The following is a 24,309-nucleotide window of genomic DNA, read 5'->3' on the forward strand; positions in this document are numbered from 1 at the left end:
AGGTGAGGAAGTTACGCCGTGAATCCTGAGAATGGAGACGGACGGGGGCGGAGGCCTGCTTGGATGGCTGGCACCGGACCAAGCGGAATCCGTTGGCGGTGAAAACCGGCTTCCAACCGTAAGTGAAACTAAGGCTCCAGGGACGGAAAAAGACGGTCCGATGCCCATTCACGGTAAACTCTTTATGGGACTTTACCGTTCAGTGGGCATCTCAGAAACTGATTTGGTTTTCAGTTTCTGCCCGTCTTTTTCCATCCCTGGAGCCTAAGTTTTACTAACGGTTTCCAGACGGCTTTCACCGCCAACGGATTCCGCTTGGTCCGGTGCCAGCCATCCAAGAAGGCCTCCGCCCCCGTCCGTCCCCATTCCCAGGATTCACAGCTGGTGTTCTCTAGCTCAAGTAATTAAAAACAATTTAACATCAACCCTCAAGGCATTTTCGAAAATGCCCTGACGCTTGATGTTAAATTTTCTTATAATTTGCAAAATTGTTCTAATTACCAGAGCCAGCAAAAACCAGCATGGAAGCGGAGCGGACGGATGGCGGAGAGCCTGGGCGGGGGCCGGAACGGTGGTGCCAAACGATACAGGGTTCGTGTGGAAACCGTTTAGTGGAACTTAGGCTCCCAGCATGGCAAAAGGCGGGCAGAAACTGAAAACCGAATCAGTTTCTGAGATGCCCCTGAACGGTAAAGTCATGAGGAGTTTACCGTGAATGGGCATCGGACCGCCTTTTGCCATGCTGGGAGCCTTAGTTCCACTTAACGGTTGGAATCAGATCCCTGTATCGTTTGGCACCACCGTTCCGGCCCCCGCCCAGGCTCTCCGCCATCCGTCCGCTCCGCTTCCATGCGTAACGTTCACCAATCCCCTCCCACAATTAACCCCCAATTTTCTCCACAAATTGTAGTTGCATGACACTATATCTTGTGGTATTATTTAATAACAATAACTAATATTGATATAAAAGATGCAGGATGGTAATGGAAAAATGGAAATTGTTAAGAGAAATGGCCAGACAGAACCTTACATGCCGGAAAAGATCCGGCGCGTGATCTGTCTGGCATTTGCCAGCGTGAAGCAGGAATATACAGAGGAAGAACTGGAGCGGATTACATCTGCGGCTGAGGCAAAAGTCGAGGCTCTGACGGAAAAAGGGGTTCCTCTCCAAGTGGAGACAATTCAGGACCAGGTGGAGAAAACCCTGATCGAGATGAACTATTATGAAGCTGTGAAAAGTTTTATCTTATACCGCAATGAGCGGAACAAAGAGAGGGAAGTCCGTCAGAAGCTGATGGGCTATTTTCCGGACATGGAAGAGCTCAATACGATTTTTAAGGAGATTCAGAAAGAATTTTCAGATCTCACCTATCATCTGGAGCATCTTTTGACCAAGCTCTGCGCCTTCCATAAAGAGGGGATGACCAGCAGAGAAAATCTGGAAATTTTAATACAGGCGTCTGTGGAACTGACCACTCAGGAAGCTCCGGCCTGGGAGATGATCGCCGCCAGATTTTTGATGTTTCAATTCAATATGAATCTGAAACCTCATCTGGAACGCTGGCAGATCAGGAGTCTGTATGATAAAATCGCCTATCTAACAGGGGAAGGCCTTTATGGAAGCTATATCCTGGAGAACTATACAAAACAGGAAATCGATGTATATGAAGGATATTTAAATGAAGAGAATAATAAACTGTTCAACTATTCAGGCCTGGAACTGCTGCTGGGCAGATATGTGATCCGGGATCATGCCAATGTGCCGTTGGAAACGCCTCAGGAGATGTTTTTGGGAATCGCCATGCATCTGGCTATGAAGGAAAAGACGGGAAGGGATCAATGGGTACGGCGTTTTTACCACATGCTGGCCTCTTTGAAGGTGACCATGGCGACTCCCACCCTTTCCAATGCCAGAAAGCCCTACCATCAGCTTTCCTCCTGTTTTATCGATACGGTGCCGGACAGCCTGGACGGAATTTACCGCAGCATTGATAACTTTGCCAAAGTCAGCAAGTTCGGCGGAGGAATGGGGCTGTATTTCGGCAAAGTCAGGGCTGCGGGAAGCGCGATCCGGGGCTTTAAAGGGGCGGCCGGCGGGGTGATCCGCTGGATTAAACTGGCGAATGACACGGCTGTGGCCGTAGACCAGCTGGGCGTGCGCCAGGGGGCCGTGGCCGTTTATCTGGATGTCTGGCATAAAGACCTGCCTGAATTTCTGGCCCTCAGAACCAATAACGGAGATGACAGGATGAAGGCCCACGATGTGTTTCCGGCGGTCTGCTATCCGGATTATTTTTGGAAACAGGCCAGGGATCATATCGAGGAAAACTGGTATCTGATGTGCCCCCATGAGATTGAAAGCGTGAAAGGATATGCGCTGGAGGAATGTTACGGGGAAGAGTGGGAGCGGAAATACCTGGATTGTGTGGCGGATCACAGGATTCACAAACGGGTGATTCCCATCAAAGATATCATCCGGCTGGTCATAAAAAGCGCGGTGGAAACGGGAACTCCTTTTACATTTAACAGGGACCTTGTAAACCGGGCGAATCCCAATAAACATATGGGGATGATATACTGCAGCAATCTCTGCACGGAAATTGCCCAGAATATGAGCCCCATCAGCTCTGTGGAGCAGCGTGTGGAAGAGATAGAGGGTGAAAAGGTGGTGGTAACCGTCACAAAGCCCGGAGATTTTGTGGTCTGCAATCTGGCCAGCCTGTCTCTGGGAAGAATCGATGTGACGGATGAATGGGAGATATCAGAGATCACCCACAGCGCGGTGCGGGCGCTTGACAATGTAATCGACCTGAATTTCTTCCCGGTTCCTTATGCAGAAGTGACCAACAGAAAATACCGTCCAATCGGCCTGGGAGTCAGCGGATACCATCACATGCTGGCTAAAAACCGCATATCCTGGGAATCGGACGAACATTTGAAATTTGTGGATAAGGTATTTGAAACCATCAGCTATTCCGCCATATCGGCCAGTTGTGAAATTGCCAGAGAAAAGGGCAGATACGACCTGTTTGAGGGAAGCGCCTGGCAGACCGGAGCGTATTTTGAAGACCGGGGATATACGGATGAGAAATGGGGAGTTTTGCGAAAACAGATTCTTCAATGGGGAATGAGAAACGGATATCTGATGGCAGTCGCTCCTACCAGCAGTACCAGCATCATTGCCGGGACCACTGCCGGCCTGGATCCTATCATGAAACGTTATTTCCTGGAAGAAAAGAAAAATGGCCTCATGCCCAGAGTGGCTCCGGACTTGTCTCCATCCACATTCTGGAAATACAAAAATGCCCATTATATCAATCAGGAATGGTCCGTCCGCGCAGGAGGCGTCCGCCAGCGCCATATTGACCAGGCCCAGAGTATGAACTTATATATTACCAATGAATACACATTCCGTCAGGTGTTGAACCTCTATATTCTGGCCTGGGAATGCGGGGTGAAAACCATCTATTATATCAGGTCCAAGAGCCTGGAAGTGGAGGAATGCGAAGTATGCTCGAGTTAAAGAAAAAGCCGCTGTTTAATCCCGACGGGGACATCGACGTGCGCAGCAGGAGGATGATCAACGGCAATACCACCAACTTAAATGATTTTAACAATATGAAATACGGCTGGGTCAGCGACTGGTACCGCCAGGCCATGAACAATTTCTGGGTGCCGGAAGAGATCAATCTGGGAACGGATGTAAAAGATTATCCCGGGCTCAGGGACGAGGAACGGCGGGCATTTGATAAAATCCTGTCCTTTCTGGTCTTCTTAGACAGCATTCAGACGGCCAATCTGCCTGCCATCGGGGAATATGTGACCGCTAATGAGATCAACCTCTGCCTGTCCATCCAGACCTTCCAGGAGGCGGTTCACAGCCAGAGCTACAGTTATATGCTGGATACCATCTGTGAGCCGCAGAAGAGGATGGAAGTGCTGTATCAGTGGAAAAATGATCCCTATCTGCTGGAACGGAATACATTTATCGGAAATCTGTATAATGAATTCCAAAAGGATAAAAGCCCTGTTTCCTTTATGAAGACCGTGGTGGCAAACTACATTCTGGAAGGCATTTATTTCTACAGCGGGTTTATGTTCTTCTATAATCTGGGGCGGAATCATAAGATGCCGGGGTCGGCACAGGAAATCCGGTATATCAACCGGGACGAGAATACCCATTTGTGGCTGTTTCGCAGCATGATCCTGGAACTGAAAAATGAGGAGCCGGAGCTGTTTACAAAAGAGTTGACGGATAGTTACCGCGGGATGATAAAGCAGGGATGCGAGCAGGAGATAAGCTGGGGCCATTATGCCATCGGGGACGGTGTCCCAGGGCTCAACAAGCAGATGATTACGGACTATATTCAGTATTTGGGCAATTTGAGGTGCCAAAACCTTGGATTTGATCCGATTTATGAAGGGCATGAAGAAGAACCTGCCTCCATGAGCTGGGTGAGCCAATACAGCAATGCCAATATGATAAAAACAGATTTTTTTGAGGCCAGAAGTACGGCTTATGCCAAAAGCAGCGCTCTGGTGGATGATCTGTAAGAACGTGTATAAGAGGAAAGCGTTCCTGACGGATAAATAACTCCTGTGCCAGATTTGACGGCTATGAAAATGCAATGTATATTTCATATAATGCGGCGGTAAGGAATAGTGCCGTTTCAGCGGCCCGCCGCAGGCGGAGAATCCCGCGAGCGGGATTCTTTCTTTGAGAGGGTACCATTTTATAAATGATTTTTTGATGGGGCAGATGATAAGGCTTTATAAAAAGGTGAAATAAAACAGGACGATTATGCCCAGTAAGATGCGGTACCAGCCGAAGACTTTGAAGTTGTGTTTTTGGATGTATGCCATCAGGAATTTTATGACCAGGATGGATACTGCATAGGCGACCGCCATGCCCAGGGCCAGGGTCAGGAGTTCGGCGCTGGTAAAGGCGAGGCCGAATTTGACCAGTTTGATGAAGCTCAGTCCGAACATGACCGGTACGGCCAGGAAAAAGGTGAACTCCGCGGCTGCGGTTCTGGAAACCCCGATTAAAAGGGCGCCGATAATTGTAGCTCCCGACCGGGAAGTCCCCGGAATGATGGACAGCACCTGAAACAGGCCGATCAGCAGGGCGGTCCGGTAAGTGATGCCGGACAGGGAGTTTACAGAGGCAGTCCGGTTTTGATTCCAGTTCTCGATCAGGATGAAGGCAGCGCCGTAAAAAATCAGGGCGGCCGAAATGACGGCCGGGGTATGAAGATGGGCTTCGATATAACTGTCAAATAGAATGGTAACGGCGGCTCCCGGGATACAGGCAGCGGCGACTTTAAACCAAAGGGAAAAAATCTCCTCATTTATGATGGGCTGGTTTTTATCCCGGAATTGAAAGGGAAACATTTTATCCCAAAACAGCGCCACAACTGCCAGAATCGCACCCAACTGGATGAATACGAAAAACATTTCCTTGAAGGAGGCGCTCATGTTTAAGTGAATGAATTCGTCCACTAAAAGCATGTGTCCGGTACTGCTGATGGGCAGCCATTCGGTAACTCCTTCTACAATTCCAAGAAATATCACTTTCAGTGCTTCTGCAAAATCTAATGTCATAATGAAATCCCCCTTTTAGCTATCAGTTTATGCGGCGTCCGGGGGGATTATTTACCTGAAATCCTAATATTTCACATCAATCTTATATTCTTTCAGCCAGTAATTCACCTGGAGTATATAGGCAAGCATCTGCGGGCCTGCCATCAACTGGCCATACCAGGGTTTTCCGTAATCCGACGGGGAATTTAAAAATTCCTGGATTTTCCGTTTGCTTAAAAACTGCATGACAGGTGAAGTTCCATCGTGCATCATTTCTTTTATTCTGCGTACCAGAAGGGCTTCGTAATTGCGGTCGTAGGTTTTCGGATAAGGCGATTTTTTGCGGAACAGGATTTCGTCCGGCAGAAGGCCCCTTCCCGATTCCCGGAGCAGATATTTGACTACGCCGTCCCTGGTCTTCATATCCCACGGCACATTCCAGATATATTCGATGATCCGGTGGTCTGCAAATGGCACTCTGGCTTCCAGGCCGGAGTACATGCTGGCGCGGTCCATGCGGGTGAGCAGAGTCTGCATGAACCATTTCAGATTCAGATAGGAAATCTCACGCCTCCGGGCCTCTTCTGGGGTGTCATCCGCGCATAAAGGCGTTTCAGCTTTGGATTTGGCATAGGCGGCCGCCACGTAATCATCCATCCGGAGATAATCGAGAAAATCGTCATTTAACAGGGCTTTTCGGGCATTTAAATCCATGGTCCATGGAAATGTATCCGCTTCAAAACATTCCTTTTTATGGAACCAGGGATAGCCGCCGAAGATTTCGTCCGCGCATTCTCCGGTCAGAGCTACTTTGTTGTAGTTTTTTACGAGAGAGCAGAAGTAGAGCATGGAGGAATCCACATCGGCCATGGAAGGCAGGTCATGGGCTTTCACGGAATCATATAAGAGATCGGCCTGGGTTTCGCTTTGGCATTCCAGGTATTTGTGATTGGAGCCCAGAAATGCCACCATTTTATCCACGTAGGGCCGGTCCTGGGACGGCTGGAAGGAGCTGGCTTTGAAATTCTTGTCATTATCTGTAAAATCAAAGGAAAAGGTGTTAAGCTGTCTGCCCTGCTTTTTCAGCTCTTTGGCGCAGATGGCGGATACCAGGCTGGAATCCACGCCGCCGGACAGGAACGTACAGATGGGCACATCAGAAACCATCTGCCTCTTTACTGCGTCATAAACCAGGGAACCGGTTTTTTCGATTGTGGTATCAAGGCTGTCTTCGTGGGGATGGCTGCTTAACTGCCAATAGCGGGTCAGATGGCTGCCCTCAGGGGTGCAGAGAAGATAATATCCGGGCAGCAGCTCATCAATGCCTTGAAAGACGCCGCAGCCATAGGTTTTGGCAGGCCCGATGCTGAATATCTCATTGAGCCCGTTTGAATCAATGACAGGCTTTATGTCAGGGTGGGCGAACAGCCCTTTCAGCTCCGAAGCGAATATGGTTTCCTCACCTCTTTGGGCATAGAAAAGCGGTTTTACGCCGCTCCGGTCCCTGAACAGATACAAGGACTGGTGAACCGGATCTGTGACCGCAAATGCGAATATGCCGTTCATCCGTTTCACAAAGTTAGGCCCGTATTCGATGAAACCGGTTATGACCACTTCCGTATCGCTGGAAGTGGTGAAATGCCATCCTTTTTCCATGAGATCGTGTTTCAGTTCCGCCATATTATACAATTCACCGTTGTATACAATGCCGTAGAGATAGTCCCCGGCCCGCTTAAATATGGGCTGGTGGCCAGTGGTAAGGTCAATGACGGAAAGCCTGGCGTGGCTCAGGCCGAAGTGGGAAGTCAGGCTGGTCCCGCTGTCGTCCGGCCCTCTGTGCCTCTGGACCTTGTTCATATTTTCGAGTATCGTCCTGTAGTATTCCGGGTGTTTATCATAATCGGTATGTGGGTGGTAAAAACCTCCGATTCCACACATATAATACCTCCGTTCCCGCCGTGATGCGGCGTCGTGCTTCCCGTAAGCTTATAAGCCGCGGGAATTTTTATAATAAGAAACAGGCAGTTAAAAACGTACAGGCAAAGCCAATCATGACCGGCAGCAGGTTTTTCCGCGCCAGATCCAGAGGATTGACATTACAAATGGCAGCTACCGGGATCAGGCCCCATGGAACGATGGTCCCGCCGCCCACGAAGATGGCCGTAATCTGTCCGAGGGCCGCTAAAACAGGAACGGATACGTTCATGGCAGAACCAAAGGTATGGGCCAGGGCGCCGGTAAGAGGCAGGCCGGAAAAGCCGGAGCCGTCAAGTCCTGTAAGACCGCCTACAATCATTTGTATGAAGGCAGTCATATATTTATTTAACGGAGCGTTGTTGGCAAGCCATATGGCCCAGTCGTTCATGATTCCGCTTTTGAACTCTCCGCCCATAATCGTGGTGATCCCTTCTCCGCCCAGGAAGAAAAAGGCTCCGATGATGATGACAGGCGCAAAGATGCGGATTGCGAAGAGGAAACCGTCCGTAACATAGCCGGTAACTTTTTCCAGTGCCTGTTTCCGGAATGCTAAAATGGCTCCGGCGCACATCAGGAGAACAGCGGTTCCCGACACGATGCTGGTTGCGTCTCCCCCCTTTAAGTCCAGGATCAGCATGAAAATGATATCGGCAATAAATGCGGCGGGCGTGAGGACCGCTAAAATAACAGCCGCTTTTGTGGGAGCCGTATCCCGTTTTACTTCATTTTCCGACAGGGCCATCACATCAGGGCGCTGGCTCATGGAATTTCTGTTGAGAAAAAAAGCAGAAGCCACAGTAGCGGCTCCCATAACCAGAAAAAGCGGCCTTCCTTCAGAAAGGATGCTGCCGGTGGTGATGCCTGCGGCGCCGGCGGAAATGGCCGGAGCCCCTTGTATAACAAAATCATAGCTGAGGGCGATTCCGTGTCCGAACAGATTCATGGCCATAGCTGCGGCCAGCGGTTTCAACCCGGCTTTTACAGCGAAGGGCAGCATGATTGCCCCTACCAGCGCAACGGATGGGGAAGGCCATAAAAACAGGGAAAACAAAAGCATGGTGATTCCCAGAATCCACCAGGTGACAGAGGGCGAACTCATGATTTTAGACATGGGCCGCATCAGGAGATAGTCGCTCCCTAAATCGGCCAGGCATTTGGACAGGGCGGTAACCAGCGCGATGGTGGCGATGATTTCCATGAATTGAATCGCTGCATAGAGAATAGAATTGAATATCACCTGAATGGCTCCTGTAATGGTTCCAAGACCTGTGAGCCCTAATAAAAATAAAAACGCGATACAGACTAACGGGGTATCTTTACGGCAGATCATAACTGCTAATATGACAATAACGCCAATGAGATAAATATAGTGCAGCGGGGTAAGCACAGTTGCGGTTTCAAGCATGGCGGTCACTCCTGTATTGGAAAGAATATAGTTTATATATATGACATGGTTTGGATTTTGTTTGTAAAAATAATGGTATTTTTTGTGGAAAATGGCTATAATGTTGCATATATCACAGAAAAAAAGCCGCGGTTATGGTAGAATTCTATTAAGAAAATGGGAAGCAAAAGAAAGGGGAATGCAGAATGTATGCGAGTTTTGATGATTCATTAATTACGGGGAATGATATGATAGATTCCCAGCATAAAGAGCTGATCGGAAGGATCAACAACCTGCTGGTTAAGGCGGAGAATAAGCCGGATAAGGTGGATTCCGTTAAGATGCTGGATCATCTGGCGGAGTACACGGAATTTCATTTTGGAGAAGAGGAGAAGCTTCAAAAGGAAATCGGCTATCCGGGTATGGCGGAGCACTTAAAAAAGCATGAAGAGCTGCGCCGTTCAGTACAGGAACTCTATGAGATGCTGGAAGAACAGGAGGGCCCTACGGACGCGTTTGTAGAGCAGGTGAATAAGAAGGTCTTGGAGTGGCTGTACAGCCATATCCAGGGATTTGACCGTTCCGTAGCGGAGTATAAATATATGCGGGACAATAATGACCGGTTATAAGGAAGAGGGGGGAGTGCCGACGGTGTCGGCGCTCCTTTTTACGGTCTGAAAATCCGCATTTTCAAACGATGGAAGGGCTTATTTTCAGAAAAATAAAATCAGTTAATTTATTAGTTTTATTGAAAATGACTATACAAAGGAATATAATATAATTAGAAGTAAAAATATTCTCATTTTAATGGTAGTAAGAGGAGGGGGATTCCATGAATGTTATGTATGTTGTAGCAACTGGTTCATTTGCCGCTCTGATCTACGCTGCCTGCATGTTCATCCGGGTGAAACATCAGCCGGAAGGCAACGCTGAGATGATTAAAATCTCCACTGCGGTGAGAAAGGGGGCCGGCGCCTATTTAAGACGGCAGTATCTGGGAGTGGGCATATTCTTTGCCGTCGTGTTTGTGATACTGCTCTGCATGGCTGCCGGCGGTTTTTTAAGCTTTTTTACACCCTTTGCCTTTCTGACAGGAGGTTTTTTCTCAGGCCTGTCTGGCTTTATCGGAATGAAAACCGCGACTATGGCTAACTGCCGGACGGCTGAAGGCGCCTCTCACAGCTTGAACCAAGGGCTTAAAGCGGCATTTTCAGCCGGTTCTGTTATGGGGTTTACCGTGGTTGGTTTGGGGCTTTTGGATCTGACCATCTGGTATTTTATATTGGATACGGTTTTCCGCTCACTGCCGGAGGCGGAGCGGATCGGGCAGATTACGGCGAATATGCTTACCTTTGGTATGGGAGCCTCCAGCATGGCATTGTTTGCCCGTGTGGGAGGCGGTATTTTTACCAAGGCGGCGGATGTGGGCGCCGACCTGGTTGGAAAAGTGGAAGCCGGCATTCCGGAAGACGATCCGCGGAACCCGGCAGTGATCGCGGATAACGTGGGAGACAACGTCGGGGATGTGGCTGGAATGGGGGCCGATCTTTACGAATCTTATGTGGGCTCCATCGTTTCCACCTCCGCTCTTGCGGTGGCGGCCGGATTTGGAATGAAAGGGGTTGCGGTTCCCATGCTTTTGGCTGCCTTTGGCGTAGCCGCCTCCATGGCCGGAACTCTGTTTGTTAAGACAGATGAGAATGGGACCCAGAAAAGCCTTTTAAAAACCCTGCGCCTTGGAACCCATATCAGCGCGGTCCTGATTGTGATCGGCGCTTATGCCATCATCCATTACCTTCTTCCCGGATACCGGGGAATTTATATCGCGGTGCTGTCGGGGCTGGCAGCAGGAGTTGCAATCGGGGAAGTGACGGAATATTTCACATCCGCTTCTTATAAACCTACAAAGAAATTGGCCGCCTCCAGTGAAACCGGGGCGGGCACTGTGATCATCAGCGGACTGTCCCTGGGAATGCTTTCTACCGTAATCCCTGTCATCATCGTGAGCGCGTCGGTGCTGGTCAGCTATTATTGTTCAGGCGGGGCGGAGAATTTCAACATCGGCCTTTACGGCGTGGGCGTGTCGGCGGTAGGCATGCTGTCCACTCTGGGAATCACCCTGGCCACCGACGCATATGGTCCGGTTGCGGACAATGCCGGAGGGATAGCGGAGATGGCCCATATGCCGCCGGAGGTGAGAAACAGAACGGATGCCCTCGATTCCCTGGGCAATACGACAGCGGCTACGGGGAAGGGGTTTGCCATCGGTTCGGCGGCTCTGACCGCCCTGGCATTAATCGCATCCTACATCGATAAAGTAAAACAGCTCAGTCCGGGAATTGACCTGGATCTGTCCATAACCAATCCCACTGTGTTAATCGGCCTGTTCATCGGCGGCATGCTGCCGTTTTTGTTTGCCTCCCTCACCATGGAGGCGGTGGGAAAAGCGGCCCAGTCCATTGTTCTGGAAGTGCGCCGCCAGTTTAAGGAGATCACAGGGCTGCTGGAAGGAAAGGCGGAACCTGATTATGCCTCCTGTGTGGATATGTGTACCAAATCGGCCCAGAAACTGATGCTGGCCCCGGCGCTGGTGGCGGTGATTGTGCCGGTTGCCGTTGGACTGCTTTTGGGAGTCAATGGCGTGGCCGGGCTTCTGGCCGGCAATACGGTGACCGGATTTGTGCTGGCTGTCATGATGGCCAACGCAGGCGGGGCCTGGGATAACGCGAAGAAATACATTGAGAGCGGAGAATATGGAGGAAAGGGCAGTGAAGAGCATAAAGCGGCGGTAGTGGGAGATACGGTAGGGGATCCGTTTAAGGATACGTCAGGACCGTCCATTAATATACTGATAAAGCTGACTTCTATGGTATCCATTGTGTTTGCGGGGCTGGTTGTGGCGGTGCACCTGCTGTAAAGCCAAGCGTGTAAAGTCAAGCGTGAAGGCATTTTCGAAAATGCCTTCACGCTTGATGTAAAATTAACTGAATATAAGGACAAATGCGAGGACAACATGTACAAAATTAAATTAAATGACCTGAATTTAAACCAAATAATGAATTCCGGCCAATGCTTTCGAATGAAAATAAAAACAGACCAGAAATCAGAAACAGACCAGAAAACAGAAACACCGGTTAAATCCATTTACACCATCACAGCCGCCAACCATTATGTAGAGATTACGCAAAATGAAGACCATTTTACTTTCTCCTGCCGCCGTGATGAATTTGAAACCATCTGGCATCCGTATCTGGATCTGCAGACTGACTATGGTAAAATAAAAGCCGGAATAGATAAAAAGGATGAATATCTCCTGAGAGCCGTGGAATATGGCTGGGGAATCCGTATTCTGCGGCAGGATCTGTGGGAGATGATCATCACTTTTTTAATTTCCCAGAATAACAACGTCTCCAGGATCAGAAACAGCGTGGAAATCCTGAGCAGCCAACTGGGGAAACGCTGTAGTACAGACAGCGGCGGCGTATATAATGCATTCCCCCGGCCAGAGGAGATTTTGGAAGCGGGAATGGAACGCTTGGGGAATATGGGCCTTGGATACCGGGATAAATACATCCTGAAAATGGCGGAGAGCGTGGTAAAAGGGGATTTAAATCTGGATGCCCTCAAGGCGGCGGGGTATGAAGACGCCCATCAGATGCTGACCGCCCAATATGGAATCGGGAAGAAGGTGGCCGACTGCATCTGCCTGTTCGGCCTGCACCATGTGGATGCATTTCCGGTAGATACCCACATAAAAAAGATTCTGAACCGTTTTTATCCCGGCGGATTTCCGTATGAGAATTACCGGGGCGTTTTAGGCATAATTCAGCAGTATATGTTTTATTATGATTTAGAAGGGAAAATGTGATATACTGGTAGCTGAAAGGAGTTGCCTATGCGCCTGGCGGATTTACATATTAAGAATTTTAACACCATACGGGATATGAAGATAACGGAAATTGAAGACGCGCTGATTCTGGTAGGCAAGAACAATACCGGAAAGACGGCAGTGTTAAATGCGGTGCGCGCTTTGTCCGGAGATTATGAGATCACCATTGATGATTTTAATGAAAAACTGCAGAATATAGAGATTAAAGCCCGTCTGGAGATCCTGGAAGAGGATCTTATGATGCTTCATAAAAATGGAGTGGTGAGCCAATATAAGCGTTATGACGCCTGGAAAAGGGATTTTCAGAAGAAACTGCCCTCTTTCCACGATCATATGCTGGAGTTTAAATATGTGGTGAACCAACAGGGCACCATTCGGTACTACGATGGGTTTGAAAAGAATAACCGCTATGTGGCGGAGGTATTTCCAAAGATCTATTTTATCGACACCCAGAGAGAGGTGAGCCAGCTTCAGGAAGCTCTTTTGATGTTCCAGGAAGATGAGCTTTTAAAGCAGATGCGTTCCAACCGCTGCATGTTTACGCCTAATAAAAAATGCAGCCATTGTTTCCAATGCATTGGTCTGATCAACCAGAAAAAGCCGGAAGAGCTCAATGCCTTTGAGACGGCCAGGCTTTTGGAATATAAATTATATCAGCTCAACCTGGACGATTTTGCCCGGCGGGTCAACAGAAATTTCCATAAAAACGGGGGATTTGAAGAAATCCAGTATCTGATTGACTGCGATATTGACCGTTTTTTCAAGGTACAGGCGATTTCATTCAACCGGGAACGGATATCGGCCGGGACGGTGGATAATATGAGCAAGGGCATGAAAAGCATCTATATGCTGTCCCTGTTGGAGACTTATATTGAAGAAGGCAACCGGACGCCCAGCATCATCATGGTGGAAGATCCGGAGATTTTCCTCCACCCCCAGCTTCAGAAGATTTCCGGAGAGGTTTTGTACCGGTTATCCAAGTTAAACCAGGTGATATTCACCACCTATTCCCCCAATTTCCTGTTTAATTTCAACAGCAGGCAGATCAGGCAGGTGGTTTTGGATCAGGAGTACTATGCGGTTGTGAAGGAAAAAAGCAGTATTGACGCCATATTGGATGACTTGGGCTATGCGGCCAATGATTTTATGAACGTCAGCTTTGTATTTATTGTGGAGGGGAAACAGGATAAAAGCCGCCTTCCTCTCTTGCTGGAAAAATATTATTCCGAACTCTATGATGAAGAGGGGCATTTGGCCCGGGTATCCATCATAACCACCAACAGCTGTACCAATATAAAAACCTATGCCAATTTGAAATACATGAACCAGGTGTCTTTCCGGGACCAGTTTTTGATGATACGGGACGGAGACGGCCAGGACCCGGAGGTATTGGCAAAACAGCTTTGCAAATATTACGACGACCGCAGTTTGGAGGATGTGGATAAACTTCCGAAAGTGACCAGAAGAAATGTTTTAATACTGAAATACTACTCATTTGAAAACTATTTCCTGAACCCTGCTGTTATGGCAAAACTTGGGATTGTAAAGGATGAGGAGGAATTCTACCGGATTTTATTCGATAAATGGAAGGAATATCTGCACCGGATGAAAAGCGGCCGGCATCTGATCCAGGTTTTGGGGAAAGACCTGGAGAATCCGGATGATCTGAAAAATCATATGGAGGAGTTTTTGATCTATATGCGGGGCCATAATCTGTATGACATTTTTTACGGCCCCTATAAGGACAGAGAAAATGAAATCCTGAAGCAGTATATCGATCTGGCTCCCCGGGAAGATTTTGCGGATATTCTGGACGCGGTTGACCGCTTTGTATATTTTGATAACAGGAAGAAGAACCAGGCCATATGAACATAACGCAGGAGGACAGGGATTTATTTCATAATTCCTGTGATAAAATTATAGAGAAAGAACGGGAACGGCATGGAATCGGCACATTGGGGGAAAAGACGGTCCATGCAGTGCTCAAACATTACCTGGATCCCCGGGAAGAGTACCATGAGCAGAGGTGCTGCGGGTTCGTTGCTGATATTCTGGCTGAAGGGGAGATCACTGAGATTCAGACCAGAAGTTTTGACCGGCTGAGAAGAAAGCTGGACGCGTTTTTAGATACGTATGAAGTGACCATAGTCTATCCGATCCCATCCCTTAAATGGGTGATCTGGATTGATGAAGAGACTGGGGAGGTGACGGACCGGAGGAAGTCCCCAAAAAAGGGCTCTTATTACCATGTTTTTTACGAATTATATAAGATCAAACAGTATTTAAGCCATCCACGCCTCCATCTGAGGCTGATGCTGATCAGCATGGAGGAATACCGTCTGTTAAATGGCTGGAGCAGGGATAAAAAGCGGGGATCCAGCCGGTATGACCGGATTCCCGTGGACTTGGAAGATGAGCTGTATATCGCCTCTGTGCCGGATTACCGCTATTTTCTGCCGGAATCCCTGCCGCATGAGTTTACGTCCGCTGAATATGCCAAATCGGCAAAACTGACCCTGCGCCAGGCCCAGACGGCCTTAAATGTGCTGACCTGCTTAGAGACTGTGGAAAGGGCCGGGAAGAGGGGGCGCAGCATCCTGTACCGGGCCAATGACAGGGCCGTGTGACGGCCCGGCCGCGGCGAAAAGCCGGTTTTGGCAGGCGCGGGCATCCAGCCCCTTGACGCAGGCAAATTTAATGGGCTGGATCCATAACAGTTCAGAACTGTCTGAACTGCTGCAGTATGAAAAAGCGGTATAGAAGAATCTTCTGAGAGGTATTGACATTATTTGATTCTTACAGTATTATTTTCGATAAAACGGTTCTTTATTAGCCGGAACGCTTACTGTGAGGAGAAAGAAGCCATGAAAAAAGTTGTGAAATTCGGCGGCAGTTCATTAGCCAGTGCAAGACAGTTTAAAAAAGTAGGGGATATTATCCGTTCTGATAAAAGCAGAAGATATGTGATTCCATCCGCACCGGGGAAGAGGAATGATAAGGACGAGAAGGTAACAGATATGCTTTACCGCTGTTACGATGCGGCGGCTTCAGGCGGAAGTTATAAGAAAATATTGGAAAAAATCAAATCCCGCTATCAGGAGATCATTGACGGGCTGGATCTGAATTTGAATCTGGATCATGAATTTGAAACGATTGAGGAGAATTTTATCGCGAAAGCAGGCAGGGATTACGCGGCTTCACGAGGCGAATATTTAAACGGCATCGTTATGGCAAACTACCTCGGATACGAGTTTGTGGATGCGGCAGAAGTTGTTTTCTTCGACGAACACGGAAACTTCCTGGCAGATGAAACCAATAAGGAGCTGTCGGAGAGGCTGGAACACATGGATCATGCGGTCATTCCTGGATTTTACGGTTCTGTTTTCCATGACGGAACGGTTAAAACCTTTTCAAGAGGCGGCTCCGACGTGACCGGCTCCATTGTGGCAAAGGCCATCCATGCGGATATGTATGAAAACTGGACGGATGTGTCCGGTTTCCTGGTAGCCGATCCGAGGATCATTAAAGATCCTGAGGTGATCGAAACGATTACATACAGAGAACTGCGGGAGCTTGCATATATGGGCGCCAGCGTTCTGCATGAAGACGCCATTTTCCCGGTGAGAAAAGAGGGCATTCCGATCAACATCCGCAATACCAATAAGCCGGAAGATAAGGGAACCCTGATTGTGGAAAGCACCTGCCGGAAACCGCGTTATACCATAACGGGAATCGCGGGCAAGAAGGGATTTTGTTCCATTAATATTGAAAAAGCGATGATGAATGCGGAAGTGGGATTTGGAAGGAAGGTGCTGGAGGTATTTGAACGGTACGGCATCTCCTTTGAGCACATGCCGTCAGGCATTGACACCATGACAATTTTCGTTCATCAGGATGAATTTGTAGAATTTGAGCAGTCTGTGATCGCGGGAATCCACCGGGCGGTAGAACCGGATTTTGTGGATCTGGAATCGGATCTGGCCCTGATCGCTGTCGTAGGGCGCGGCATGAGGGCGACGAGAGGCACGGCCGGACGCATTTTTTCAGCGCTCGCCCATGCAAGGGTTAATGTTAAGATGATCGATCAGGGGTCAAGTGAACTGAACATCATCATCGGTGTGAAAAATTCTGATTTCGAGGATGCGATTAAAGCCATTTATGATATCTTCATTACGGCTGAGATTTAATTGACAAGGAGAATATGGCTGCCCTGAAGGCAGCCTTTTCGTGTTTGTGTACGCCTGGTCCGCGGGGGCGGGTTTTGGCAGCGCAGGCAAATAAACAAAATACAGGAGGTAGGAAAGTATGCAATATCGCACGTTTGGCAGCACTGGGGTTAAGGTTTCCGCATTGGGGTTTGGGGCAATGCGCCTGCCGGTTCAATCCGACGGGACGGCAGATGAACAGGAATCCATACGCATGATCCGTCATGCAATTGATAACGGGGTTAATTATGTGGATACCGCATATCCATATATGAATGGAACCAGCGAAATCATTGTCGGTAAAGCGTTAAAGGACGGATACCGGGAGAAAACATACTTAGCCGATAAGCTTCCGGTCTGGAAAGTGGAAGAGGAAGGGGATTTCGAAAAGGTTTTAGAAGAACAGTTACAGAAACTGGATGTGGAATCCATAGACTTTTACCTGCTCCATGCTTTGAGCAGAGACCGGTTTGAGGAAAAGGTGAAAAAGTTCCATTTGGTTGATCATATGATTGAGGCCAAAAAGGCAGGAAAAATTAAATATATGGGATTTTCTTTCCATGATGAATATGATCTGTTCAAAGAGATTATCGATTATACGGATGCCTGGGATTTCTGCCAGATCCAGTATAATTATATCAATACCGATTACCAGGCGGGGCAGGCCGGACTGGAGTATGCGGCTTCAAAGGGGCTGGGTGTGATTGTGATGGAACCTCTTTTAGGGGGACGCCTTGCCCAGCTTTCGGATCATGTGGCGGAAACATTTTCTGCGGACAAGACCGCAGTGGAACACGCGCTGGATTTTGTGTGGGATCAGGAGCCGGTCAGCCTGCTGTTAAGCGGCATGAGCACCTTTGGACAGGTGGAAGAAAACCTGAAATATGCGGATGCAAGCCGGGTGGGAATGCTTTCGGATGAAGAGAGGGCCTGCTATGTAAGAGCGAAAGAGGTCTTTGACAAAATGGCCCTTGTGCGCTGTACGGCATGTGAATACTGTATGCCGTGCCCCTTTGGCCTCAATATACCGGAAATTTTCAAGATTTATAATAACTTCGGCGTCCGGGGGAAAGATAAAGCGAAAAAGGAATATGATGAGCTGGAAGTGAAAGCGGATGCCTGCCGCACCTGCCGCCGCTGTGAAAATGAGTGCCCGCAGCATATTGAGGTGAGCCGGGTGATGAAGGATATTGCAGAGCTGTTTGGGTGATCTGCCGAGGTACTTTACCGTTGTGTTTTTTGACGAAATGGTGTAAATTAGATAAAAAGCCGTCAGAGTGCATTTGAAAATTTGAGCGCACTTTGGGGCGGGAGAGGAGAGATTTTATGAACGAAAATCCAATGGAATTATTTGATATGAAGGTTGCCCATGTGGGAATCAATGCGGCAGGCCCGGAGGAAGGAAACGGCTGGGCGGATGAATTCGCGGCCCTGATGGGACTTCCTAAGAGAGAAACGCCGGTTTCCTATTTTTCGGGTGATCTGGTGGAGATCATGAAACAAAACGGACGCGGAACAAAAGGACATATCGGCTTTTCTGTTAATAACTGCGAAAAGGCGATGGAGTTTTTCGCGGCCCGGGGTGTGAAATTCATTGAAGCGTCCAAGAAATTCGATGGAAACGGCGCCTGTACGTTCGCTTATTTTGACGGAGAGATCGGTGGATTTGCAATTCATCTGATTCAGGCCCAGTAATATGGGCAAAGTTGTAATTATAGGCGGCGGGGCGGCAGGTATGGCGGCCGGCATCGCAGCCGCCGGTCATGGCCATGAAGTGCATATCTATGAGAAAAACGAAAAATTGGGAAAAAAGATTTATATCACAGGAAAGGGACGCTGTAATGTGACCAATGCCTGCGATATGGAAACCTTGTTTCAAAGCGTGGTGACTAATTCCAAATTCCTTTACAGCAGTTTTTATGGGTTTAATAACTATGATGTGATGGATTTGGTGGAGGCGGCTGGATGTCCTCTAAAGACCGAACGGGGCGGCAGGGTTTTTCCGGTTTCGGACAAGTCGTCGGATATTATAAGCGCTTTTTCCGGAAAACTCAGGGATTTGGACGTACAGGTCCACCTTCATGAAGAAGTCAGGGAATTGACGGTGGAGGATGGGATCTGCCGTGGGATTGTACTGAAAAAGAACCGGGAAAAAGTCAGGGCGGACGCTGTTATCGTATGTACAGGCGGATTATCCTATCCAACGACCGGCTCCACCGGCGACGGATACCGGTTTGCCAAGTCTGCGGGCCATACCGTCACGGATTTATCCCCGGCCCTGGTGCCATTTGAAACCAGGGAGCAGGTGGTGAAGGACTTACAGGGGCTTGCGCTGAAGAATGTGGAAGCGGCCATTTTTAAGGGGAATAGGGAACTGTACCGGGAGTTCGGAGAGATGCTGTTCACCCATTTCGGAGTGAGCGGGCCGGTTTTGCTGAGCGCCAGCAGCTATGTGGCAAAAGAGCTGAAAAAGGAGCCGCTGGTTTTATCCATTGACTTAAAACCGGCTCTTACGGAAGAACAGCTGGATGCCAGAATCCTGAGGGAGTTTGAAGGCGCCATCAACAAACGGTTTAAGAATGCCCTGGCCCACCTCTATCCGGCCAAAATGATTCCGGTTATGATTGAACGGAGCGGCATACCGCCTGAGAAAAAGGTGAATGAGGTTACAAGGCAGGAGCGCCAGGATTTGATTGACGTGACAAAACATTTCCGTCTGACCCTCACCGGCCTCAGAGACTATAAGGAGGCCATTATCACCCAGGGAGGGGTTGCAGTTAAGGAGATTAATCCGAAAACCCTGGAGTCCAGGCTGGTAAAACACCTTTATTTTGCGGGCGAGGTGCTGGATGTGGACGCTGTAACGGGCGGATTTAATCTGCAGGCTGCGTGGTCAACCGGCTGGGCTGCGGGCACCTATGCCTGTCAATAGACTTGGCCCGGGAAGTTTAAGGAGGATGCATTGGTATGCAGATGAAAAATAATTTTAATATAGCCATTGACGGCCCGGCTGGAGCCGGAAAAAGCACAATTGCCAAGGCGGTTGCCGGGAAACTGGGTTTTATCTATGTGGACACAGGGGCCATGTACCGTGCCCTGGCCCTGCATTTTTTAAGGCTGGAAATTGATCCGGCGGACGAAGGGCAGATTGCCCGGGCCTGTGAAGATGTGGATGTGACCATCCGTTACCAGGACGGAGTCCAGCAGGTGATTTTAAACGGTGAAGATGTATCCGGCCTGATCCGGACGGAAGAGGTGGGCAATATGGCTTCATCCACCAGCATTTACCGGCCGGTAAGGGAAAAACTGCTGGATCTGCAGAGAAATCTGGCGGCTTCGTCCAATGTGATTATGGACGGCCGCGATATCGGCACCTGTGTGCTCCCTGACGCGGACGCCAAGATTTATCTGACGGCCAGCAGCAGCGTCCGGGCACAGCGACGGTATAAAGAGCTGGCAGAAAAAGGTGTTGTGTGTAATTTGGAAGAAATTGAGCAAGATATAATAGAAAGGGACCAGCGTGACATGAACCGGGAGATCGCGCCGCTCAAACAGGCGCCTGACGCGATTCTGGTGGATGGATCGGATATGAGCATTGACCAGGTGATCGACGCCATCATCCAGGTGGCCGTGTCACGGGGGCTTAGGGTGGCCGGATGGAAGTAACCGTCGCAAAGACAGCCGGTTTCTGTTTTGGTGTAAAACGCGCTGTGGATAAGGTTTATGAGCAGATCCGGACAGCGGATAAGCCCATCTATACCTTTGGTCCTATTATACACAACGAAGAAGTTGTAAAAGATTTAGAAGAAAAAGGAGTTCAGGTTTTAAACTCGGAAGAAGAGCTTGAAAAACTGGAATCCTGTATCGTTGTAATCCGTTCGCATGGAGTTGGAAAACATATTTATGATCTTTTGAAATCAAAAAATATTGATATTGTAGATGCAACCTGCCCGTTCGTGACGAAAATCCACAAGATAGTCCAGGAACAAAAGGCGGCGGGGCGCAGGGTTATCATTATTGGAAATGAGCATCATCCGGAAGTGGAGGGGATCAGAGGCTGGGCGGAATCGTCCGCCATTGTGCTGGAAACACCCGAACAAGTTGATAATTTAGGCTTTCCGGAGGGTGAAAAACTGTGTATCGTGTCACAGACGACATTTAATTACAATAAATTTCAAGAATTAGTTGAAAAAATTTCAAAAAAGGGTTATGATATACTTGTTTTAAATACGATTTGCAATGCAACACAGGAAAGACAAGTGGAGGCAAAACGTATAGCATCAGAAGTGGACGCCATGATTGTAATTGGCGGCAGGAACAGTTCAAACACTCAGAAGCTGTACGACATCTGTAAAAAAGAATGTAAAAACACTTGCTACATCCAGACACTAAGCGATTTAAATCCTGAAAGTGTAACTTCTGTGCGCAGCGTAGGTATTACAGCAGGGGCTTCAACCCCCAATTATATTATTGAGGAGGTTCATACTAATGTCAGAGTTAAGTTTTGAACAAATGTTAGAAGAATCATTAAAAACAATACGTACAGGAGAGGTTGTCACTGGTAAGGTCATCGATGTTAAAGAAGATGAAATCGTCTTGAATATAGGCTACAAATCCGATGGTATTATCACTCGTAACGAGTATACCAATGAGCCCAATGTTGATTTGACAACTCTTGTACAGGTTGGCGAAGAGATGGAAGCAAAAGTCGTTAAAGTGAACGACGGCGAAGGCCAGGTAGCATTATCTTATAAGAGACTGGCAGCAGACAGAGGCAACAAGAAATTGGAAGAAGCTTTCAACAACCAGGAAGTTCTTACCGCTAAAGTTGCTCAGGTGCTTGACGGAGGTTTAAGCGTTGTAATCGATGAAGCGAGAATCTTCATCCCGGCAAGCCTTGTATCCGATACTTATGAAAAGGATCTGTCCAAGTATGCAGGAAAAGACATTGAATTCGTAATTACGGAATTCAATCCTAAGAGAAGAAGAGTGATCGGCGACCGCAAACAGCTTATGGTAGCTAAGAAGGCTGCTCTTCAGAAAGAATTATTCGAAAGAATCCACATTGGCGACGCTGTTGAAGGCGTTGTTAAGAACGTTACCGATTTCGGAGCATTTATCGATCTGGGCGGAGCGGACGGACTTCTTCACATCTCTGAGATGTCCTGGGGCCGTGTAGAAAGCCCTAAGAAAGTTTTCAAAGCCGGAGATAAAGTTAAGACTTTAATCAAAGATATTACCGGTGAAAAGATCGCGTTGAGCCTGAAGTTCCCTGAACTGAATCCATGGGCTAATGCTGCTGAGAAATATGCGGTAGGCAACATCGTTGTGGGAAGAGTTGCGCGTATGACCGATTTCGGCGCATTCGTGGAATTAGAGCCTGGCGTGGATGCCCTGCTTCATGTATCCCAGATTTCCAGAGAGCATGTAGAGAAACCTTCCGATGTTTTAAATGTTGGACAGGAGATCGAAGCACAGGTTGTTGACTTCAATGAAGAAGACAGAAAAATCAGCCTGAGCATGAAAGTTTTACAGGCGGCTGCTGAAGCTCCTGTAGTTGATGACGGCGATGTTGCTGATGTTGACATCGATGCAGTTGCCGCTTCTGAAGAAGAATAAGATGAATGAATGAACCCTGCCGGTTTGCGGCGGGGTTCTTTTTACTTCCGGTGTAAAACGTTGGAAGGCCCAGACTAAACTACAGCGATATAAAGAAGATGGGAAACGGTTACCGGAATCCCTGTTATACAACCTTTCACGTCCAGTGTACATGCCGCATATAATGTAAGACAGAAAGGATGTGAATTTTTTTATGATTCAAGTATCGACCCAGGCGGAGCTTCAGGCTGCAATCGCGGCGCAGGAAACCGATATTGAAGTAACCGCCGATATTAAGACAGATGCCTCGCAGAGGATCAACTATGCCGCCATGATTTCAAGTGGAGCGGGCGGCCCTTATACACTGACCAGGGCCGGCGGCCATAATGGTTCATTGTTTTTTATCGGGGATCACGGCTCGCTAACCCTGACAAATATCATATTGGACGGGGATAAGGTGACCGAAATGCCTTTGGGCAGCACGGGAGACAGGACACTGTTTGAACCGCGGCAGGAGGTGGGATTCGTGGTGACCTACACCGGCAACGACGAGGGTGGGCCACCGGCTGAAAATGTCCCACCGCCTCAACAAGTGCGGGTGGGGGAAAGGGAAACCCTGTCCGAACAACGGCCCACCCGTGAGGGATATGTGTTTGCCGGATGGAATACCGACCCCTTCGGCGGCGGCACGGCGTATCAACCCGGAGATGATATCTACGTTACGTCGGACTTAACTTTGTATGCCCAGTGGGAGGCAGCGCCGCCCGCGGTCCACCTCATCACCTACGAACCAAACGGTCCGTCCGTGGAAGGGCTTCCGGACCAGCAGGAGGTCTCAGAGGGTGAGACGGTCTCCCTGTCCGCTGCGGTCCCCACACGGACTGGCTACCGCTTCCTGAATTGGAACAGCCAGCCGGACGGCTCCGGCACGGCCTACCAGCCGGGCCAGACGGCTGGCCCACTCTATGCAGACCTCACACTTTATGCCCAGTGGGAGGCAATACCGCCCACATTCCATCTCCTGACCTACGAGGCCAACGATGCCGGAGGCCCGCCCGCCCAGTGGATTCCATTTCCACAGCAGGTGCCGGAAGGCCAGATCATCTCACTGTCTGACGCGGTCCCCACCCGAGAGGGCTATCTCTTTACCGGCTGGAACACCCTGCCCGACGGGAGCGGAACGTCCTATCAGCCCGGCGGGGCGTTTGGTCCTATTTTTTCTGACGCCAGCCTCTACGCCCAGTGGATCGCCCAGCCACAGCCCTGCTATACGCTGACATACTGTGGCAACGACGCCGGAGGCCCGCCTGCCCGCTGCATTCCATCTCCCGAGCGGATCCTGGCAGGTCAGTGTACCCGGATTTCCTGCAGTTCTCCCTGCCGGGCCTGCAGCGCTTTTACCGGTTGGAATACCGATCCATGCGGAAGGGGACAAATGTTTTGTCCGGGGCAGACCATTGGCCCGGTGACCGGGGATATCTGCCTCTACGCCCAGTGGAGACGGCTGCCGCCGCCTAAGCCCGTTATATCTGCCGCAGAGGATCTGACCGACAAATGATAACGAGTAAGTGGCGTTAATACTGAGTTTTTTGGTATTTGTTCAGACTGCACTATCTGACGGTAGAGAAGGCATAAGGAGGATGGAGCGATCCATATCCCATAACCCTTCGACA

Annotated in this window: 19 protein-coding genes; 16 read left to right on the forward strand and 3 right to left on the reverse strand. The window is 49.0% G+C overall.

Going from position 1 to position 24,309, the window contains the following annotated elements; translation table 11 throughout:
* Nucleotides 1-31 precede the first annotated feature (31 nt).
* The 3 genes from GPL15_RS26210 to GPL15_RS26220 all read left to right on the forward strand — a co-directional run bounded on the left by GPL15_RS26210 (nt 32) and on the right by GPL15_RS26220 (nt 4,554).
* Entirely contained in the window at nt 32-268 is a 237-nt protein-coding gene (locus GPL15_RS26210) for a hypothetical protein (protein ID WP_215701621.1), read from the forward strand.
* A 723-nt stretch (nt 269-991) separates the two neighbouring features.
* Nucleotides 992-3,523 carry a ribonucleoside-diphosphate reductase subunit alpha gene (locus tag GPL15_RS26215; RefSeq protein ID WP_215701622.1) on the forward strand — a complete coding sequence of 844 codons (2,532 nt, stop codon included), beginning with the start codon at nt 992-994 and terminating at the stop codon, nt 3,521-3,523.
* Nucleotides 3,511-4,554 carry a ribonucleotide-diphosphate reductase subunit beta gene (locus GPL15_RS26220; protein WP_215701623.1) on the forward strand — a complete coding sequence of 348 codons (1,044 nt, stop codon included), beginning with the start codon at nt 3,511-3,513 and terminating at the stop codon, nt 4,552-4,554. Before GPL15_RS26215 ends, GPL15_RS26220 begins: the two co-directional genes overlap by 13 nt.
* 216 nt (nt 4,555-4,770) lie before the next feature.
* Here the strand turns inward: GPL15_RS26220 and GPL15_RS26225 are convergent, their stop codons facing one another.
* From GPL15_RS26225 to GPL15_RS26235, 3 genes are all read right to left on the reverse strand, one after another.
* A complete protein-coding gene (locus GPL15_RS26225) occupies nt 4,771-5,604 on the reverse strand; it encodes an undecaprenyl-diphosphate phosphatase (protein ID WP_215701624.1) in 834 nt (277 codons plus the stop codon).
* A gap of 63 nt (nt 5,605-5,667) precedes the next feature.
* On the reverse strand, nt 5,668-7,521 hold the full coding sequence (gene asnB, locus GPL15_RS26230) for an asparagine synthase (glutamine-hydrolyzing) (protein WP_215701625.1): 1,854 nt from the start codon (nt 7,519-7,521) through the stop codon (nt 5,668-5,670).
* Between the two features lie 67 nt (nt 7,522-7,588).
* On the reverse strand, nt 7,589-8,965 hold the full coding sequence (locus GPL15_RS26235; RefSeq protein WP_215701626.1) for a citrate transporter: 1,377 nt from the start codon (nt 8,963-8,965) through the stop codon (nt 7,589-7,591).
* Between the two features lie 185 nt (nt 8,966-9,150).
* On the opposite strand from GPL15_RS26235, the gene GPL15_RS26240 reads away from it, so the two are divergent.
* The 13 genes from GPL15_RS26240 to GPL15_RS26300 all read left to right on the forward strand — a co-directional run bounded on the left by GPL15_RS26240 (nt 9,151) and on the right by GPL15_RS26300 (nt 24,194).
* The gene (locus GPL15_RS26240) at nt 9,151-9,573 is read left to right on the forward strand and encodes a hemerythrin family protein (RefSeq protein WP_215701627.1); all 423 of its coding nucleotides are present in this window, start codon (nt 9,151-9,153) and stop codon (nt 9,571-9,573) included.
* A gap of 203 nt (nt 9,574-9,776) precedes the next feature.
* Entirely contained in the window at nt 9,777-11,861 is a 2,085-nt protein-coding gene (locus GPL15_RS26245) for a sodium-translocating pyrophosphatase (RefSeq protein WP_215701628.1), read from the forward strand.
* Nucleotides 11,862-11,957: 96 nt separating this feature from the next.
* Nucleotides 11,958-12,812, forward strand: a complete 855-nt coding sequence (locus tag GPL15_RS26250; RefSeq protein WP_215701629.1) for a DNA glycosylase — start codon at nt 11,958-11,960, stop codon at nt 12,810-12,812.
* Nucleotides 12,813-12,839: 27 nt separating this feature from the next.
* Nucleotides 12,840-14,702, forward strand: a complete 1,863-nt coding sequence (locus GPL15_RS26255; RefSeq protein WP_215701630.1) for an AAA family ATPase — start codon at nt 12,840-12,842, stop codon at nt 14,700-14,702.
* Entirely contained in the window at nt 14,699-15,460 is a 762-nt protein-coding gene (locus tag GPL15_RS26260; protein WP_215701631.1) for a hypothetical protein, read from the forward strand. Before GPL15_RS26255 ends, GPL15_RS26260 begins: the two co-directional genes overlap by 4 nt.
* Before the next feature lie 237 nt (nt 15,461-15,697).
* Complete coding sequence (locus GPL15_RS26265) at nt 15,698-17,020, forward strand: aspartate kinase (protein WP_215701632.1); 1,323 nt, start codon at nt 15,698-15,700, stop codon at nt 17,018-17,020.
* A 118-nt stretch (nt 17,021-17,138) separates the two neighbouring features.
* Complete coding sequence (locus tag GPL15_RS26270; protein ID WP_215701633.1) at nt 17,139-18,248, forward strand: aldo/keto reductase; 1,110 nt, start codon at nt 17,139-17,141, stop codon at nt 18,246-18,248.
* Between the two features lie 116 nt (nt 18,249-18,364).
* Nucleotides 18,365-18,733, forward strand: a complete 369-nt coding sequence (locus GPL15_RS26275) for a VOC family protein (RefSeq protein ID WP_215701634.1) — start codon at nt 18,365-18,367, stop codon at nt 18,731-18,733.
* A 1-nt stretch (nt 18,734) separates the two neighbouring features.
* A complete protein-coding gene (locus GPL15_RS26280; protein ID WP_215701635.1) occupies nt 18,735-19,970 on the forward strand; it encodes an NAD(P)/FAD-dependent oxidoreductase in 1,236 nt (411 codons plus the stop codon).
* Between the two features lie 41 nt (nt 19,971-20,011).
* Nucleotides 20,012-20,704 (forward strand): (d)CMP kinase, encoded by a 693-nt coding sequence (gene cmk / locus GPL15_RS26285; protein ID WP_215701677.1) that lies wholly within the window; start codon nt 20,012-20,014, stop codon nt 20,702-20,704.
* Nucleotides 20,695-21,546 (forward strand): 4-hydroxy-3-methylbut-2-enyl diphosphate reductase, encoded by an 852-nt coding sequence (ispH, locus tag GPL15_RS26290; RefSeq protein ID WP_215701636.1) that lies wholly within the window; start codon nt 20,695-20,697, stop codon nt 21,544-21,546. Before cmk ends, ispH begins: the two co-directional genes overlap by 10 nt.
* Nucleotides 21,527-22,657, forward strand: coding sequence for a 30S ribosomal protein S1 (gene rpsA / locus GPL15_RS26295; protein ID WP_215701637.1), 1,131 nt, complete (start codon nt 21,527-21,529; stop codon nt 22,655-22,657). Before ispH ends, rpsA begins: the two co-directional genes overlap by 20 nt.
* A gap of 445 nt (nt 22,658-23,102) precedes the next feature.
* Nucleotides 23,103-24,194, forward strand: coding sequence for an InlB B-repeat-containing protein (locus GPL15_RS26300; RefSeq protein ID WP_252198647.1), 1,092 nt, complete (start codon nt 23,103-23,105; stop codon nt 24,192-24,194).
* Nucleotides 24,195-24,309: the final 115 nt, after the last annotated feature.

The sequence above is a fragment of the Clostridium sp. MCC353 genome, from assembly GCF_018785315.1.
Taxonomy (GTDB): Bacteria; Bacillota; Clostridia; order Lachnospirales; family Lachnospiraceae; genus CHH4-2.

Coding starts and splice junctions, on each gene's coding strand:
- GPL15_RS26235 (WP_215701626.1), bottom strand. CDS start 8,965: ATGCTTGAAACCGCAACTGTGCTTACCCCGCTGCACTATATTTATCTC.
- GPL15_RS26250 (WP_215701629.1), top strand. CDS start 11,958: ATGTACAAAATTAAATTAAATGACCTGAATTTAAACCAAATAATGAAT.
- GPL15_RS26270 (WP_215701633.1), top strand. CDS start 17,139: ATGCAATATCGCACGTTTGGCAGCACTGGGGTTAAGGTTTCCGCATTG.
- GPL15_RS26225 (WP_215701624.1), bottom strand. CDS start 5,604: ATGACATTAGATTTTGCAGAAGCACTGAAAGTGATATTTCTTGGAATT.
- cmk (WP_215701677.1), top strand. CDS start 20,012: ATGAAAAATAATTTTAATATAGCCATTGACGGCCCGGCTGGAGCCGGA.
- rpsA (WP_215701637.1), top strand. CDS start 21,527: ATGTCAGAGTTAAGTTTTGAACAAATGTTAGAAGAATCATTAAAAACA.
- GPL15_RS26265 (WP_215701632.1), top strand. CDS start 15,698: ATGAAAAAAGTTGTGAAATTCGGCGGCAGTTCATTAGCCAGTGCAAGA.
- ispH (WP_215701636.1), top strand. CDS start 20,695: ATGGAAGTAACCGTCGCAAAGACAGCCGGTTTCTGTTTTGGTGTAAAA.
- asnB (WP_215701625.1), bottom strand. CDS start 7,521: ATGTGTGGAATCGGAGGTTTTTACCACCCACATACCGATTATGATAAA.
- GPL15_RS26275 (WP_215701634.1), top strand. CDS start 18,365: ATGAACGAAAATCCAATGGAATTATTTGATATGAAGGTTGCCCATGTG.
- GPL15_RS26255 (WP_215701630.1), top strand. CDS start 12,840: ATGCGCCTGGCGGATTTACATATTAAGAATTTTAACACCATACGGGAT.
- GPL15_RS26240 (WP_215701627.1), top strand. CDS start 9,151: ATGTATGCGAGTTTTGATGATTCATTAATTACGGGGAATGATATGATA.
- GPL15_RS26210 (WP_215701621.1), top strand. CDS start 32: ATGGAGACGGACGGGGGCGGAGGCCTGCTTGGATGGCTGGCACCGGAC.
- GPL15_RS26215 (WP_215701622.1), top strand. CDS start 992: ATGGAAATTGTTAAGAGAAATGGCCAGACAGAACCTTACATGCCGGAA.
- GPL15_RS26300 (WP_252198647.1), top strand. CDS start 23,103: ATGCCTTTGGGCAGCACGGGAGACAGGACACTGTTTGAACCGCGGCAG.
- GPL15_RS26245 (WP_215701628.1), top strand. CDS start 9,777: ATGAATGTTATGTATGTTGTAGCAACTGGTTCATTTGCCGCTCTGATC.
- GPL15_RS26260 (WP_215701631.1), top strand. CDS start 14,699: ATGAACATAACGCAGGAGGACAGGGATTTATTTCATAATTCCTGTGAT.
- GPL15_RS26280 (WP_215701635.1), top strand. CDS start 18,735: ATGGGCAAAGTTGTAATTATAGGCGGCGGGGCGGCAGGTATGGCGGCC.
- GPL15_RS26220 (WP_215701623.1), top strand. CDS start 3,511: ATGCTCGAGTTAAAGAAAAAGCCGCTGTTTAATCCCGACGGGGACATC.